The 14,828-nt window shown below is 73.2% G+C and carries 12 protein-coding genes; 7 read left to right on the top strand and 5 right to left on the bottom strand.

Annotation, left to right across the window (positions count from 1 at the left end; all coding sequences use genetic code 11):
- Nucleotides 1-210: 210 nt before the first annotated feature.
- On the bottom strand, nucleotides 211-867 hold the full coding sequence (locus ACT3TZ_RS12625) for a DUF5701 family protein (protein WP_444583779.1): 657 nt from the start codon (nucleotides 865-867) through the stop codon (nucleotides 211-213).
- Nucleotides 868-1,019: 152 nt separating this feature from the next.
- Here ACT3TZ_RS12625 and ACT3TZ_RS12620 point away from each other — a divergent pair, with 152 nt between their 5' ends.
- From ACT3TZ_RS12620 to ACT3TZ_RS12610, 3 genes are all read left to right on the top strand, one after another.
- On the top strand, nucleotides 1,020-1,970 hold the full coding sequence (locus ACT3TZ_RS12620; protein ID WP_444583778.1) for a beta-ketoacyl-ACP synthase 3: 951 nt from the start codon (nucleotides 1,020-1,022) through the stop codon (nucleotides 1,968-1,970).
- A gap of 36 nt (nucleotides 1,971-2,006) precedes the next feature.
- Complete coding sequence (locus tag ACT3TZ_RS12615; RefSeq protein ID WP_444583777.1) at nucleotides 2,007-2,744, top strand: glutamine amidotransferase; 738 nt, start codon at nucleotides 2,007-2,009, stop codon at nucleotides 2,742-2,744.
- Between the two features lie 113 nt (nucleotides 2,745-2,857).
- A complete protein-coding gene (locus ACT3TZ_RS12610; RefSeq protein ID WP_444583776.1) occupies nucleotides 2,858-3,694 on the top strand; it encodes a GH25 family lysozyme in 837 nt (278 codons plus the stop codon).
- 18 nt (nucleotides 3,695-3,712) lie between these two features.
- On the opposite strand, the gene ACT3TZ_RS12605 is transcribed toward ACT3TZ_RS12610, so the two are convergent.
- Both ACT3TZ_RS12605 and ACT3TZ_RS12600 read right to left on the bottom strand, forming a co-directional pair.
- The gene (locus tag ACT3TZ_RS12605) at nucleotides 3,713-4,162 is read right to left on the bottom strand and encodes an SRPBCC family protein (protein ID WP_444583775.1); all 450 of its coding nucleotides are present in this window, start codon (nucleotides 4,160-4,162) and stop codon (nucleotides 3,713-3,715) included.
- Entirely contained in the window at nucleotides 4,159-5,226 is a 1,068-nt protein-coding gene (locus ACT3TZ_RS12600; protein ID WP_444583774.1) for a helix-turn-helix transcriptional regulator, read from the bottom strand. The genes ACT3TZ_RS12605 and ACT3TZ_RS12600 overlap by 4 nt, the downstream gene beginning before the upstream one ends.
- Nucleotides 5,227-5,354: 128 nt before the next feature.
- On the opposite strand from ACT3TZ_RS12600, the gene ACT3TZ_RS12595 reads away from it, so the two are divergent.
- Nucleotides 5,355-5,927: a mycothiol transferase gene (locus tag ACT3TZ_RS12595; RefSeq protein ID WP_444583773.1), complete on the top strand. Its 573-nt coding sequence runs from the start codon at nucleotides 5,355-5,357 to the stop codon at nucleotides 5,925-5,927.
- Nucleotides 5,928-6,011: 84 nt separating this feature from the next.
- Nucleotides 6,012-6,842, top strand: a complete 831-nt coding sequence (locus tag ACT3TZ_RS12590) for an SDR family NAD(P)-dependent oxidoreductase (RefSeq protein ID WP_444583772.1) — start codon at nucleotides 6,012-6,014, stop codon at nucleotides 6,840-6,842.
- A gap of 26 nt (nucleotides 6,843-6,868) precedes the next feature.
- On the opposite strand, the gene ACT3TZ_RS12585 is transcribed toward ACT3TZ_RS12590, so the two are convergent.
- Both ACT3TZ_RS12585 and ACT3TZ_RS12580 read right to left on the bottom strand, forming a co-directional pair.
- Nucleotides 6,869-7,705, bottom strand: a complete 837-nt coding sequence (locus tag ACT3TZ_RS12585; RefSeq protein WP_444583771.1) for an aldo/keto reductase — start codon at nucleotides 7,703-7,705, stop codon at nucleotides 6,869-6,871.
- 143 nt (nucleotides 7,706-7,848) lie between these two features.
- Entirely contained in the window at nucleotides 7,849-9,159 is a 1,311-nt protein-coding gene (locus ACT3TZ_RS12580) for an alpha/beta hydrolase (protein ID WP_444583770.1), read from the bottom strand.
- A 186-nt stretch (nucleotides 9,160-9,345) separates the two neighbouring features.
- Between ACT3TZ_RS12580 and lysX the strand changes: the two genes are divergently transcribed.
- Both lysX and ACT3TZ_RS12570 read left to right on the top strand, forming a co-directional pair.
- Nucleotides 9,346-12,744 (top strand): bifunctional lysylphosphatidylglycerol synthetase/lysine--tRNA ligase LysX, encoded by a 3,399-nt coding sequence (gene lysX / locus ACT3TZ_RS12575; RefSeq protein WP_444583769.1) that lies wholly within the window; start codon nucleotides 9,346-9,348, stop codon nucleotides 12,742-12,744.
- Between the two features lie 166 nt (nucleotides 12,745-12,910).
- The gene (locus ACT3TZ_RS12570; protein WP_444583768.1) at nucleotides 12,911-14,827 is read left to right on the top strand and encodes a variant leucine-rich repeat-containing protein; all 1,917 of its coding nucleotides are present in this window, start codon (nucleotides 12,911-12,913) and stop codon (nucleotides 14,825-14,827) included.
- Nucleotide 14,828 lies beyond the last annotated feature (1 nt).

Here is a 14,828-nt window from a genome sequence, read left to right as displayed (position 1 = left end):
AGTTACGCGACCGTAGTCTTCCCTGTTCCACAGGGTCCAAAACGGCCGTTCTGAGACAGATCTGCCTCGTGGGGTATAGCTCAACGTGACACCCCCATCCGAGCCCCGCCACGGTTGCGAATAGGGTCCCCGACGCCCCTTTCGTGACAGATCTGCTCACTGCGCCGAGCAGACCACCTCACCGTGACAGGTCAGCGCCGTCACCACTGGTCACGGCGCGCTCGGCGTCACCGTCCGCTGTGCCGAGGTCGCGGACCCGACGCGCTCTGCCACCGACGCGAACCCCAACCACGTGTGCCGGTTGTACGCCCAGCACCATCCCACCTTCGGGGCCCCGCGCCGCGCCGCGCCGTCGCGCCCCGTCCCGCCGCTGATCCACAGCGCCGGCACCCGGGCATCGACCGTCCCCCGGGCCGTCGTCGTGCGGGAGGCGATGGTCATGAAGCAGTGCCCGGGCTCGAGCCGTGAGGGATCGGTGAGCAGCCAGCTGATCCCTTCGGAGACGGTCAGCGGCGAGCGTCCGCGGGCCCGGAGCTCCGCGAGTGCCTCGACGGGGCTGGCATTGCGCAGGTCGTCCCCGCGGTCGACGTCGACCAGGCGGTACAGCGGGGATGCGGGCACCTCCACCGCCTCGATCGGTGCGAACTCGTCGAGGTCGGTCATGTCGTGGACCACGAACCCCTCACGGTCACCGCGTCGCAGCAGCGGAGCCAGCCGTGAGGGTGCCACCAGCTCCGGATGCACCGCCCACATGCACTCGGTCGGTACGTCCTCCGGGATCAGCTGCCGGAATGCGCGGTCATCAAGGCCCGCGAGAGCAGGTACTCCGGCGGTGATGAGCGGGTGAAGAGCGGTCTCAGCGGGCACGGCGCCGCCAGAGCGGTCGGTTCACGAGCACCAGACCAACGATCTCGGCTCGTGGCCTATTCCGTACACCACGCCGCCCAGGTCCCGGACGCAATACACCTCACCCCCGGACTCCCCGCCTCCGTCCACCTCCCCGCGGTACCGTTCCCCCCATGAAGACGAGCGCGCCGCGGGGGTCCGCCCTGCTCGGCCTGGGGCACTTCCAGCCGGAGAAGACCCTGACCAACGACGACATCTCCCAGCTGGTCGAGACCAGCGACGAGTGGATCCGCACCCGCACCGGGATCCGGGAGCGCCACGTCGTCACCGAGGACGACACCGTGCTGTCGATGGCCACCGCCGCCGCTCGCATGGCCCTGGCCGACGCCGGCGTCGGGACCGTGGACCTCGTGATCGTCGCTTCCACCACGACCACGCACCGCAGCCCCAGCACTGCCGCGCGCGTCGCCTTCGAGGTGGGCTCCGCCGGGGCCGGCGCCTTCGACATGAACTCCGCCTGCTCGGGCTTCGAGTACGCGCTCGGCGTCGCCGACCAGGCGATCCGCGCGGGCTCTGCCGAGACCGCCCTCGTGGTCGGCGCCGAGGCGCTGACCCGCTTCACCGACTGGACCGACCGCTCCACCTGCGTGCTCACCGCCGACGGCGCGGGCGCCGTGGTGCTCGGCGCCGCCGAGGAGCCGCACGTCTCGACCTCCGTGTGGGGTTCCGTCCCCGGTCTCACCGAGGCCGTGCGGATCGACGGCGACCCGCAGCTGTTCACCCAGGACGGCCGCAAGATCATGCGCTGGGCCCTCACTGAGGCCGCCGACCGTGCCCGAGACGTCCTCGCCGCCGCCGACGTCTCCATCGACGACATCGAGGTCCTCGCCTTCCACCAGGCCAACCTCAGGATCATCGAGCCACTCGTCTCCGCCCTCGGCGGTGAGGACAAGATCGTCATCACCGACGTCGAGCTCTCCGGCAACACCTCCGCGGCGTCCGTCCCGCTGGGGCTGTCCAAGGCCTGGCACCGCGGGGACCTCCCGCGCGGCGCCCGCACCCTCCTGTTCGGCTTCGGCGGTGGCTTCAGCTACGCCGGCCAGGTGGTGGACCTCCCCGCCTGATCCGGCGGATCGGCGGGCGCACCGTACGATGCGCGCGTGAAGCCCTTCGTCCTCCTCGCCACCCGCACGGACGACGAGATCGCCGACGCCGAGTACGCCCAGTTCTGCCGGCACGCCGATCTCGACCCGTCCGACCTCCTGCGGGTGCGCCTCGAGCAGGGGCCGATGCCCCGCCTGGACCTCGACGAGGTCTCCGGCGTGATGATCGGCGGCAGCCCCTTCACCACCTCGGTGCCCGCCGCGAGCAAGAGCGACGTGCAGGTGCGCGTCGAGGCGGACCTCTCCGCCGTGCTGGACCGTATCGTCGCCCAGGACGTCCCGCTGCTCGGCGCCTGCTACGGCGTGGGCACGCTGGGCATCCACGCCGGGGCGATCGTCGACGGGACCTACGGCGAGGAGCCCGCGACGATCCCGGTGCGGCTGACAGCCGCCGGGCGCGCGGACCCCCTGGTCCGCGAGAGCGCGCTGCCCGCGGAGTTCCTCGCGATCGTCGGACACAAGGAGGCGGTGCGCACCCTGCCCCCGGCGGCGACGCTGCTGGCCCACGGCGAGGCCTGCCCCGTGCAGATGTTCCGCCTGGGCCACAACCGGTACGCCACCCAGTTCCACCCCGAGCTCGACGTGCCGGGCCTGGCCCAGCGCCTGCACGTCTACCGCGATGCCGGCTACATGGACCCCGCCGAGATCGACCCGCTCATCGCCCGCGTCTCCGGCGACGACGTCACCGCCCCCGGGCAGATCCTGCGAGGATTCGCCCGGCTCTTCGCCCGCTGACGCGCGCCGGGGGCACGCTTGCGTCCCGCCCGTCGCCCGCCGTCACACCCCCCGTCGCCGCGCCGAGCCCTGGCCTGCGGAGATGCTGTCCTGTTGCCCCCTACGATGACCCCGTGCCCCGCTACACGAGGCAGCAGGTGCGTCGTCGTCGGCGCATCGCCGCCCTGATCCTCGCCGTCGTCGCCCTCCTGGTCGTCGGGTCCTGCGGGATCGGCATCATCCGTCTCGCGACCCGTGGCGGGGATGCCGCGTCCGCGGCCCCCACGGGAGCCGATGTCGTCCTCGAGATGCCCATGACCCCGGCCGATGCCCCGGCCCTCAGCCAGCTCCCCGCCGGGGAGTCGTTGCGCGAGGGCGAGGTGCTGGGCGTGGACGTCTCGGCCCACCAGGGCGCGATCGACTGGAAGCGCCTGCGGGAGGCCGGGATCTCCGCCGCGTACATCAAGGCCTCCGAGGGTGCGGGGCATCAGGACGCGCGGCTCTCGGCGAACTGGCGCGGCGCCCACGGGGCCGGGATCGCCCGCGGCGCCTACCACTACTTCACCCTGTGCTCGACGGGCGCGGAGCAGGCGAGGTCCTTCCTCGCGATCGTCCCGCCCGATGCCACGGCCCTGCCGCCCGCCCTGGACCTCGAGCTCGACGGTGCGTGCGAGGAGAGGCCCGACGCCGATGCCGTCCAGGCCGAGGTCGACGACTTCGTCGCCGCCGTCGAGAAGGCCTGGGGCCGCCGCGTGGTCGTCTACTCCTCCTTCGAGTGGCGCACGGCCTACGGTCTGCCCGAGGAGGTGGACCGCCCGGCGTGGCTGACCCGCCACGAGGGCCGACCCGAGGCGGACTGGGCGATCTGGCAGGTGCGTTTCGACGCCCGGATCGACGGCGTGGACCATGACATCGACCTGGATGTCGTCGACGCCACGGTCCTCGCGCGCGAGGCGACGATCAGCAGCTGATGAGGGGGCGGACCGGCCTCAGCTCAGCGGATCGGCCGATCGCCGCTCGCGGTGCTCCCCGTCGACCTGGGCCAGCGCCGCATCCAGGGCCGCGGTCCAGCGGACACGACGGGCATCGCGCTCGGCCGTTCCAGCCAGGCCCTCCTCCTGGATCACGATCTCGGTGCCACCCTCGTCCTCGGTGAGGGTGACCTGGAACAGCGTCGCGTGCCCCAGGGCCGGGTCCTCCCAGCGCACCCGCACCCGCCGACCGACGTAGCAGCCGCTGACCCGGCCGCGCACCTCGTCATCGCGGCGCACGGCGGTGCCGACCATGAGGGGGACGGCATCGATGTCGAGCCAGCGGGGGAGCCACTCATCCAGCAGCAGGCGCCAGACATCGGCGCGCAGGATCGGGGCCGTGCGGCGGGCGGCGAGCTCGCGGTCCGCGGTGGGGGTCCGGCGCAGGGGCGAGGGGAGCGTGCTCATGCCTCCACGCTAGGCAGGTCGCCGGTACGGGTCGACGGCTCGCGCGCGCCGTCCCCGACTGTTCGCCTGACCGTCGCCCCCGCGTCCCCTGCGGTCGGCCCGCTCGCCGCCGCCCGCCGCGCCCTGGTCGCGTCGAACCACGCGCCCAGCTCGTCGATCACATCGGCGAGCTCGGGCGGGTCCACGGGTTCGATCGGCAGTCCGCGATGGGCCAGGTAGAGCACCACCCAGGACGCGTCGTGGGCGCCCATGCGCAGCAGGCAGCTGCCCTCGCCGTCGGGCTCGACCACGCCCTCGGCGATCGCGATCTCTGGCGCGACCTCGTCGTACGGACGCAGCACGCGCACGGTCACGGCCGCCCGGTACGGCCCCAGCCCCACGGAGCGGCGCACGTGCGCCTCGATGTCCGGGACGGGGCGCGGGGTGAAGCGGAACGTCGAGGCGCGGGCCTCGAGCACCCGGTCCAGGCGGAACGTGCGCCAGTCCTCGCGATCCAGGTCCCAGGCGAACAGGTACCACCGCCCGTCGATCGACAGCACCCGGTACGGCTCGAGGCGACGCCGCGAGCGCTCGCCATCGGCCCGCACGTACTCCACGCGCAGCTGCGTCGTGTCCCGGGTGGCCCGGGCCAGCGTCACGAGCACGGGGGAGGCGACGGACTCCGCCCGCGAGGAGACGACGTCCAGCACCCCGGCCACGACGGCCACCTCCTCTCGCACCGCGGGCGGCAGCACCGGTTCGAGGGCGGCCAGCGCCCGCAGCGCGCGCTCGCCCAGGCCGTCGACCCCCGACGATGCCGCCAGGCGCAGCCCCACCGCCACGGCCGTGGCCTCGTCGGACTCGAGCAGCAGCGGGGGCAACGCGCGGCCGGCACCCAGGCGGTACCCGCCGCCGTGGCCCTGGGAGGCCAGCACCGGGTAGCCCATCTGCCGCAGCCGGTCGATGTCGCGGCGCACGGAGCGGGGCGTGACGCCCAGCTCGGCGGCGAGCTCCTCACCGCCCCACACGGCGCGCGACTGCAGCAGGGACAGCAGGCGCAGGGTCCGGCGGGTCACGTCGCTCATGGATCGCAGTCTGCCGCACTTCGAGGACAGGAACTGTCCGCCTGGGGCGGGACCGTGGACCCGTCGCCACCTCCGGCGGCGTCCTCCGCCTCAGCCCAGCCCAGTCCAGCCCAGTTCAGGAGAATCCGATGCCCTTCCTCACCGCCACCGTCACCGACGAGAACGACATGCTCGCCACCTTCGCCTCCCAGCAGATCCGTCAGCTCGCCACGACCCTCGAGGGCCTGGACGACCAGCAGGTCCGGGAGCGCTCGACCGCGAGCCCGACCACCTTGGCGATCCTTGCCCGCCACGTCTCGATGGTCATGTCCGGCGGGATCGTGGGCGGGCTCGACCCCGCCCACGTCGACGCCGGGCTCTCCGACCCCGCCGACCACGCCGCCGGTGCCTGCGAGGCCGGGGGCGTGCGGGACAGCGACACCGCCGCCTCCCTCATCGCGGATCTGCGCGCGGTCGCCGAGCGCGTCGAGGCGACGATCCGCGCCGTGGACCTCGACCGACGGATCCCGGTCCCGGACGCCCCGTGGTTCCCCGACGACATCGACACCTGGCCCGCCCGCTGGGTCGCCGCGCACTGCATCGAGGAAGTCGCCCGGCACACCGGGCATGCGGACATCATCCGGGAGTGCCTGGACGGCAAGGGCGCCTACGAGCTCAACGCGCTCGCCGACGGCGAGGAGTGGCCGCCCGCGGGGTGGTGACCGGGTGCGCCCCTGACCGGACTCCGAGTCCGACTTCTGGACGAAGAGTCCATAGCGGGAGGGAGAATGTGCGATTCTGTGCCCATGAGCGCAGACCCGTCGCCGTCCGCCACCCCTCTCGCACCTCCGGCAGTGCGGCCGGACCCCTCTCCTCTGCGCTTCACCGACAGCGTCGTGCTCGTCGTCGGCGGTGCGCACGGGATCGGCGCGGCCACCGCGGAGCGTCTGGCCGCCGAGGGCGCGAGCGTCGTCGTCGGTGACATCGACGTGGACGCCGCCACCCGGACCCGCGACGCATTGCCCGTGGTGGGCGGGGCCCGGCACGAGGCCGTCCGGATCGACATCACCGACGTGCAGGACGTGGAGTCCGTGATCGCCGGGGTGGGGGAGCGGTACGGGCAGCTGGACGCGCTGATCCACGTCGCCGGCGGCGACACCGCCAACCCCAGCGCCGACGACGGCTCCGAGGAGCGGTGGCTGAGGCTCGTGGACCTGAACCTCCAGGGCCCCGCCCGCACCACGCGCGCCGCGATCCCGCTGCTGCGCCGGTCCCCGCGCGGCGCGATCGTCGCCGTGAGCTCGGTCAACGGCCTGATGGCGATCGGTGGCGAGCCCTACTCCGCCTCCAAGGCGGGCCTGGGCTCGCTCGTGCAGAACCTCGCGGTGCGGCTGGGGCCCGAAGGGGTCCGCGTCAACGCCGTCGCGCCGGGCACGATCCGCACCCGCGTCTGGGACGACCAGGGTGATCCGGAGGGCCGCCTGCACTGGTACCCGTTGGGCCGCATCGGCGAATCGGCCGATGTCGCCGCCGCGATCGCCTTCCTCGCCTCCAGGGATGCCGCCTGGATCACCGGGCAGGTCCTCGCCGTCGACGGCGGCCTCGTGCTGCGCGGTCCCGGCCCCGAGGCCGGCTGAGCCTTCGCAGCACGAGGCGCGCCGGCTTAGAAGCCGGGGTTCGCGGGATCCGCGCCCTGGCGCCCCTCGGGGGTGCGGTCCAGGCCGTTGATGCGGTCCACCTCGTCGGCCGTCAGCTCGAGGTCCGCCGCGGCGAGGTTCGAGACGATCCGCTCCGGGGTGACCGACTTGGGGATCACCACGAGCCCGTTGGCCAGGTGCCACGCGATGATGACCTGACCGGCCTCGACGCCGTGCTTCTCGGCGATCTCGGTGATGACGGGATCCTCGAGCTCGCCGCCGCCCTGGCCCAGCGGGGACCAGGACTCGGTGACGATCTCGTGCTTGGCGTCCAGCGCCCGCAGCTCGCCCTGCTGGAAGTAGGGGTGCAGCTCGATCTGGTGGATCGCCGGGGCCACGCCGGTGGCCTCGATGATCTCCTCGAGCTCCGCGACCGGGAAGTTCGAGACGCCGATCGACGTGGCCTTGCCCTGCTTCTGCAGCTCGATGAGCGCCTTCCAGGAATCCAGGTAGGTGCCGCGCTGGGGGCTGGCCCAGTGGATGAGGTACAGGTCCACGTGATCCAGGCCCAGACGCTCCAGCGAGGCGTCGAGGGCGGCGATCGCGGACTCGTAGCCCTGGTCGTCGTTCCACAGCTTGGTGGTCACGAACAGCTCGTCGCGCGGGACGCCGGCGGCCTGGATGGCCCGACCCACGCCCTCCTCGTTGTGGTAGGCGGCGGCGGTGTCGATGTGGCGGTAGCCGGCGCGCAGCGCCTGCTCGACGACGTCCGCGGCGACGGCGTCGTCGACCTGCCACACCCCGTAGCCGAGCTGGGGGATGGTGTGTCCGTCGGCGAAGGTGACGGTGGGGACGGTGGTCATGCGAACCTCCTGGGATCGTGGGGGCGGCGCGGACGCCGCGTTGCCTCCACCCTAGGACGGCCTCTTCGGCGAGGCCCAGGCTCCGTTCATCCTCGCGTCACACAGGCGGGACGATCCTGCCCCTCCGCGCCGTCGTCGCCCGCTCAGGCCGAACGGCCGGTCGCGATCGGGGAGAACCCGGCGGCGTGCCCGCCCAGCCACGTGAGCGACGCCGAGAGCTGCCCCTGCCAGAGCGTGACGATGTGGCCGCCGTGCACGGTGCGGCGCACCGTGAGCGAGGTCGGGTCGGACACCGCCCTCTCCATCTGTCCGAGCGACGGCTGGGACAGCGGATCCTCCCCGCCCGAGACGAAGTACATGGCCACGGCCGGCTTCTCGCGGCCCACGATGGCCGGGAGGTCGTAGGCAGGGTCGTCCGGGCGGGTCCACTCCTGGCCCTTGTCGTAGTCGACCACGAAGTAGCCGCCGAGCGAGATCGACGCCCGGGCGACATCGGGGTGGCGCACCGAGATCATCGAGGCGCACCAGCCCCCGGCGCTGTAGCCCGCGGTCGCCCAGGCGAAAGGGTCCTCGATCGGCCGGAGATGGTCGCGGACCCACGCGGTGATGTCCTGGGTGATCCAGGTCTCGTAGCGATCGTGCCCGGAGGAGGGGTCGACGCATTCGGTGTCGTGGGCGCCGGGGAACACCGAGGGCATCACGACGATCGTCGGCTCGATCTGGCCGCGCGCGGCGAGCTGATCCAGACGGGTCCCGAGGGCGAACGCGTTGTTCCAGACCGCCGGGGAGCCGGGGATCCCGTGGAAGGCGAGCAGCACGGGATAACGCCGATCGGGATGGTCGAGATAGCCCGCGGGCAGGTGCACCAGCGCCGTGGAGCTGACGTCCGAGGCGCGACCGGGGATCCGGACCTGGATGTACTGCCCCTGGGAGGTCTTCGTCAGGCCCGGCAGGGCCGGGTCCTGCAGGGGTGCGCGCTGGACGGGGCCGACGGGTGCGCGCAGTGCCGCCTCGAACGCGGCGATCTCCTCCGGCGAGCGCGGAGCGGCGGTGCCCGGAGGGTTGTCCTTCTCGTGGATCGCGCCGCCCACGGTGCCCTGGTCGGACCCGCTGCCGTACAGGGAGGTGGTGACGTGCTGGCCCCCCATGTCCATCAGGTCCGCCCAGGAGCCGTAGAACACGAACGAGCGGTTCAGCCAGATCCCGGTCGACACCATGGCCAGGACCGTGCACAGCACGAGGGTGAGCCCCTGGACCAGCCGGGCCCTGAGGACGGACAGGTGATGGTCGTGGATCCACCGGGGCACCAGCCAGATGCCGATCGCGAAGAGCACGAGCGTCAGGACGATCGACGCCCATCCGACCACGGACCCCGTGAGCGCGAACACGCTCGTGCCTCCGGTCGTGCTGCCCTCGGCCAGCACGGGGACCAGCCCGTGGCGCGCACCGCTCATCGCCGTCTCCTCCCCCGGGACCCCACGGGCCCGGAACGATCCCGGGACGTCGCGTCTCGACGTTCCCGATACCGCCCACGGCGGTTCGCATCACTACGATCGTGGAGCATCCCGCGTCGCGACGTCGCGTTCGCGGGCAGGGATCCGGGGAAGTACCGGGCAGACGATCAGACCGTGGGGTGGCACATGATGACCAGGCAGACGGACGCGGCCGAGAGCCGCCGGCACCGCTGGGCGCTGTGGATCATCTGGGGCTACGCGATCGCCGCGGTCAGCGCCGTGCTCCTGGTGCTGTTCCGACGGGTGGGCCGCAGCACCGGCTTCACCATCCCGGAGTTCCTGTTCTCGGTGCTCAACGTGCCGCTGTCGACCTCCCTGGTGTCGCTCGCGCTGCTGATCGTGATCACCGGCGCCCTGCTGCGGCGCAAGCGCGTCGCCCTCGTGATCGTCGCGATCTTCCAGGTGGTCGGGGCTCTCCTCTCGATCCTCATCGTCTGGGCGATCCTCCTCAAGCCCTCCATCGCGAGCACCGGGGCACCCGTCTGGCGCGAGGACCTCGCCGTCGCCGCGAACATCCTGTCGCCCGTCGTCGCCGTCGTCGCCCTCGTGATCATCGTCAAGGTGCGCGGTCGCTTCCCGGGGCACCTGGCGCGCGGCGCCCTGCTGACGGCGCTCGCCGTGCTGGTCTCGGGGGCCGTCGTCTCCCTGGCGCTGACGCACCTGCTGCTGGTGCTGGTGATCGGCCACGGCCTGGGGGATTTCTCGATCCTCGGCTACTCGGTGGCTCGGGCCCTGGGACTCGTGGCCGACCACCGCTTCACGGGCGTCCCGCCCTGGATCCCCTGGATCACGGCGCTCCTCATGGGCATCACGATCCTGCTCGCCGCCTTCGTGCTGCTGCGCTCCGAGCGCGGTCGCCGCACCTGGACCGGCGTCCACGAGGTGCAGCTGCGCTCGCTCCTGGCCGACTACGGCTCCCAGGACTCCCTGGGGTACTTCGCGACCCGTCGCGACAAGGACATCCTGTTCACCGAGGACGGCACCGCGGCGATCTCCTACGGCCTGCGCGGCTCCGTGTGCCTGGCCTCGGGCGACCCCATCGGCCCGCGCTCGGCCTGGCCCGCCGCGATCGACGCCTTCCAGGCGATGTGCCGCGATCAGGGCTGGGTCCCGGCCGTCCTGTCCTCCGGAGAACGGGCCGCCCGCGCCTGGACCGACGCGGGCATGCTCGCGGTGACCATGGGCGACGAGGCTGTGCTGGACGCCGATCACTTCGACCTGGCGAGCACCTCCATGACCGCGGTGCGCCGGGCCGTCAACCACGCCCGCTCCGCGGGCCTGACCGCGAGCGTCCGCCGCCACGCGAGCCTGACCGACGCCGAGCGTGAGAAGGTCGCGCGCCTGGCCGACGAGTGGCGCCTGGGCGGGCCCGAGCGCGGCTTCTCCATGGCGCTGTCCCGCCTCGCGGACCCGGCCGACGGCACCTGCGTGCTCGTCGTGGCCGAGGACGCCGCGGGGGAGTGGAAGGGCCTGCTGAGCTTCGTGCCGTGGGGCCGTCACGGGGCGTCCCTGGACGTCATGCGCCGTGCCCCCGATGCCCCCGGCGGGGTCACCGAGCTCATGGTCGCCACGCTGCTGCAGGAGGGCGGCGAGGTGGGGGTCCGCGAGGTCAGCCTCAACTTCGCCATGTTCCGCCGCGTGTTCGTGGACGCCGAGCAGGTGGGCGCGGGCCCTCTGACCCGCGTCACCGGCAGCGTGCTGTCGCGCTTCGACAAGCACCTGCAGCTCGAGCGGCTGTACCGCTCCAACGACAAGTACCGCCCCGAGTGGGTCCCGCGCTACATGCTCGTGGACTCGGCCCTGAGCCTGCCCCGGGCCGCACTCGCCGCGGGGATCCTCGAGGGCTTCGTGCCGGTGCTGCGGCCCCATGCCGTCGCCGACGGTCACCTGAGCCCCGAGGAGCTCACCCAGGTCGCCGCGATCGACGCCCGCCGTGTCGACGCGACCGAGCTGGCCCCGACCCGCTCGGACCAGTCCCGCCAGCGGGTGCGGCACATGGAGATGCTGCGCGCCGCCGGGATGGAGCCCTATCCCATCGGCCTGCAGGCCCCCCAGCCCTTCGCCGATGTCCTGGCCGCCGTGCGCGCCGCCGCCCAGGCACCCGAGGACCCGAGCGATGCCGCCAAGCCCACCCAGATGCTGCGGGTCGCCGGGCGCGTCCGGCGCCTGCGGGACTTCGGCGGCGTGTGCTTCGCGGACATCGTCGACGGGGCCGAGGGGTTCCAGGCGGTCCTCAGCCGCTCGGCGATGCGCCGGGAGGCCGTGAACCTCTGGCGCGCGGCCGTCGACACCGGGGACCTGGTCGAGCTCGAGGGCCGTGCGGGCCAGTCCCGCAACGGCACGCCCTCGCTGATCGTCACCGCGTGGACCATGGCCTCCAAGGCCCTGCAGCCCATCCCCTTCGACGGCTTCGAGGACCCGGAGTCGCGCCTGCGCCGCCGTTCCACCGACCTCATCGTCCACCCGCGCGCCGCGGGCCTGCTCAAGGCCCGCTCCGTCGTGATCCGCGCCGTGCGCGACCACTTCCAGGGGGCCGGGTTCACCGAGGTCGAGACCCCGATCCTCGCCACGGTCCACGGCGGGGCCAACGCCCGGCCGTTCCGCACCCACATCAACGCCTACTCGATGGACCTCTACCTGCGCATCGCCCCCGAGCTCGCGCTCAAGCGCCTGCTGGTGGGCGGGATGGGCCCGATCTTCGAGATCGGCAAGAACTTCCGCAACGAGGGGGCCGATGCGACGCACAACCCGGAGTTCACGGTGATCGAGGCGTACGAGCCGTTCTCGGACTACCACGGGATGCGGCGGCTCACCGAGGGCATGATCAAGGCGGCCGCGCGGGCGCTGTACGGCTCCGAGGTGCTGCCCCTGCACAACCTGCACACCGGTGTGGACCTCGCGGGGCGTCCCGCCTCCCAGCAGCCCCAGGACCCGGCCGCGCGCCTGCAGGCGCTGCTGACCGACGTCTCGGGGCCCTGGGCGGCGGTGCCCGTGTGCGAGGCGCTCTCGGCGACGGTGGGTCGGGACATCTCCCTGGACACCGACATCGAGGTGCTGCTCGCGCTCGCCGCGCAGCACGAGGTGCATCTGCGGGACGACATGGGCCCGGGCGCGATCATCGAGGAGCTGTACGGCGAGCTCGTCGAGGCCACCACCATCCTCCCCACCTTCTACACCGACTTCCCGGCGGAGACCTCGCCGCTGACCGGGCCGCACCGCTCCAAGCCCGGCCTGGTCGAGCGCTGGGACCTCGTGATCTGCGGGATGGAGGTGGGCACCGCCTACTCCGAGCTCGCCGATCCGATCGAGCAGCGCCGCCGTTTCACCGAGCAGTCGCTCAAGGCCGTCGCGGGGGATCCCGAGGCGATGGAGGTGGACGAGGACTTCCTGTCCGCCCTCGAGAACGCGATGCCGCCCGCGGGCGGCCTCGGGATCGGCCTGGACCGCCTGGTGATGCTGCTGACGGACACCACGATCCGGGAGATCCTCGCCTTCCCGTTCGTGCGTCCGGGCCGGCGGCACTGAGGCGCAGGCCACCACCTCCCGGGACCGGACTGTTCCTTGACCCACGCTTGCGCTGCTCCCGGGCCTTCCGTGACGTGGGGTCGCTTAGACTCCGGGGGACGACACGCGTGCCGATCAGGGGCGACCTGAACCCGGACCGCCCCGAGCCGCCCGTCTGGAGGCAGAGATGGCACTGTCCCCGGAGGCCATGGAGGCGCTCGACCCCGCCACCGATCCGCAGCGGCTCCGCGACATCGCCCGGGAGCATCCGGCCCTGCAGCCGCTCGTCGTCACCAATCCCTCGTGCCCCACAGGGATCCGCGACCACATCCTGCGCACCAACGCCGCGGCCGCCCAGGTGTACGGCGCCGCCTACACGCCGCCCGCCCCGGGCGTCTCGTCGCGTCCTGCCGATGCCGCCGAACAGGTGGAGCACGCCCCGTCGCGTCCCGCCGATGCCTCCACACAGGCGGCGGGCACCCCGTCGCGTCCCCGCGATGCCTCCGAGGAGGCCGCGGATCCCTCGGAGCAGCAGGCCTCCGCGCCCCGGTCCGGTGCCGCGGGTGAGGGCCCCACGACACCGGAGGTCGACCCCGACCAGGGCTTCGACGTGGGCGTCACCCGGCTCATCTCCGTGCGCGACCGGCCCCGTGCCGACGCCCCCGCGATCACGGCCGACGACGCCTGGACCGCCCTGCCGGGCGACACCCCGATCACCGCCGCGCCCTACGAGGCGACAGCCGCAGGGAGTGCGAACGGGGCCGACGGCAACAGGACGGGGTCCGACAGCAGCAGGACCGGGTCCGACTTCAGCAGGGCTGGGTCCGACAGCAGCACGGCCGACGCCGCAGGCAGCACGACCGACGCCGACGCGCCCGACGAGACGCCGGTCGACGGGCCTTCGCACCGGGCGGGCACAACCTCCGAGCCCACGCGTCGCGCGGACCACGCCTCCGAGGAGGTCCCCGGCACGGAGCATGACCGGTCCGTCGCGCAGGCGCGCACGCCGGGGGAGCGGTCTCCGCTGAGCCCCGCGACGCCCGCCCCGTCCGAGGACGATCTCGCGGCGACGCGCGCCCTGCTCCCCGTCTTCCCGGAGGAGGACGAGGAGCCGATCGTCCGCACCGCTCCCGTCCCCCCGGCGATCGAGCACGACTCCCCGCCGCCCACCCGGCTGCCCCGGGTCACGGGGTATCTCGCCTCGCTGCCCGATGCGCCCGCCGACGCCTGGACCGAGGTGCTCCCGGCGTCGGGCGCAGGTTCTGCGTATCCCGGACAGGGCGCGAGGTCCGGGCAGCCGTACCCCGCGCAGGGTCCTGCCACGCAGGCCCAGCCCCAGGGCACCCAGGCGCCGGGATGGGCCCCGGCCGCCGCCCAGGGTGCGTCGTCGTACGGATCCCCAGCCGGATACGCCTCTCCCGGGTACCCGTCGCCGTCTCACGCCTCCCCGTCGTACGGCTCCCCGTCCTACGCCGCCGCAGGCCCCGGCGGCCCGTCGGGCCCGAGCCCTCGGCGCAAGTACGCTCTGATCGGCGGGCTCGCGTGCCTGGGACTCGCCGTGCTGCTCGTGATCGCCGTCGTGGCGGGCGTGGCCCTGAGCAATCGGGGCGGCGGCGACGCGGCGCCGAGCACCTCGGCCCCGGCATCCGAGAGCGCGCCCGCGTCCTCCGAGGCGCCCACCCAGAGCTCGGCGGCGCCCACGGACGCCCCCACCAGCGACGCCCCGGCGGTGGCCCTCGCCTCCCCGGCACCGGAGGGATCGCTGGACCTGACGCAGGTGCGCTCGCCCACCGGGAACATCACCTGCGACCTCGCCGACGTCAGCGTGGGGTGCTCGGTCGTGCAGCGCTCCTACGGCGCTCAGGACTGCCCCGACCCCGCGGCGCCGTTCTCGGTCACCGTCGGTGACGTCGACGGCCCGACCCTCGCCTGCGGCCAGGCCTTCGGTGCCCCGGGCACCGAGACCGCGACCGCCCTGGACTACGGCGCCGTCGCGGCGCACGGCGAGGTCGCGTGCCGCTCGGAGTCCGCCGGGATGACCTGCTGGAACCAGCGCACCGGACACGGATTCACCCTGTCCCGCTCCTCGTACGCCCCGTTCTGAG

The sequence above is a fragment of the Brachybacterium sp. AOP25-B2-12 genome, from assembly GCF_052378625.1.
GTDB lineage: Bacteria > Actinomycetota > Actinomycetes > Actinomycetales > Dermabacteraceae > Brachybacterium.
Note: the sequence above shows the minus strand (reverse complement) of the source record. Positions and strands in the feature narration are given on the sequence as shown.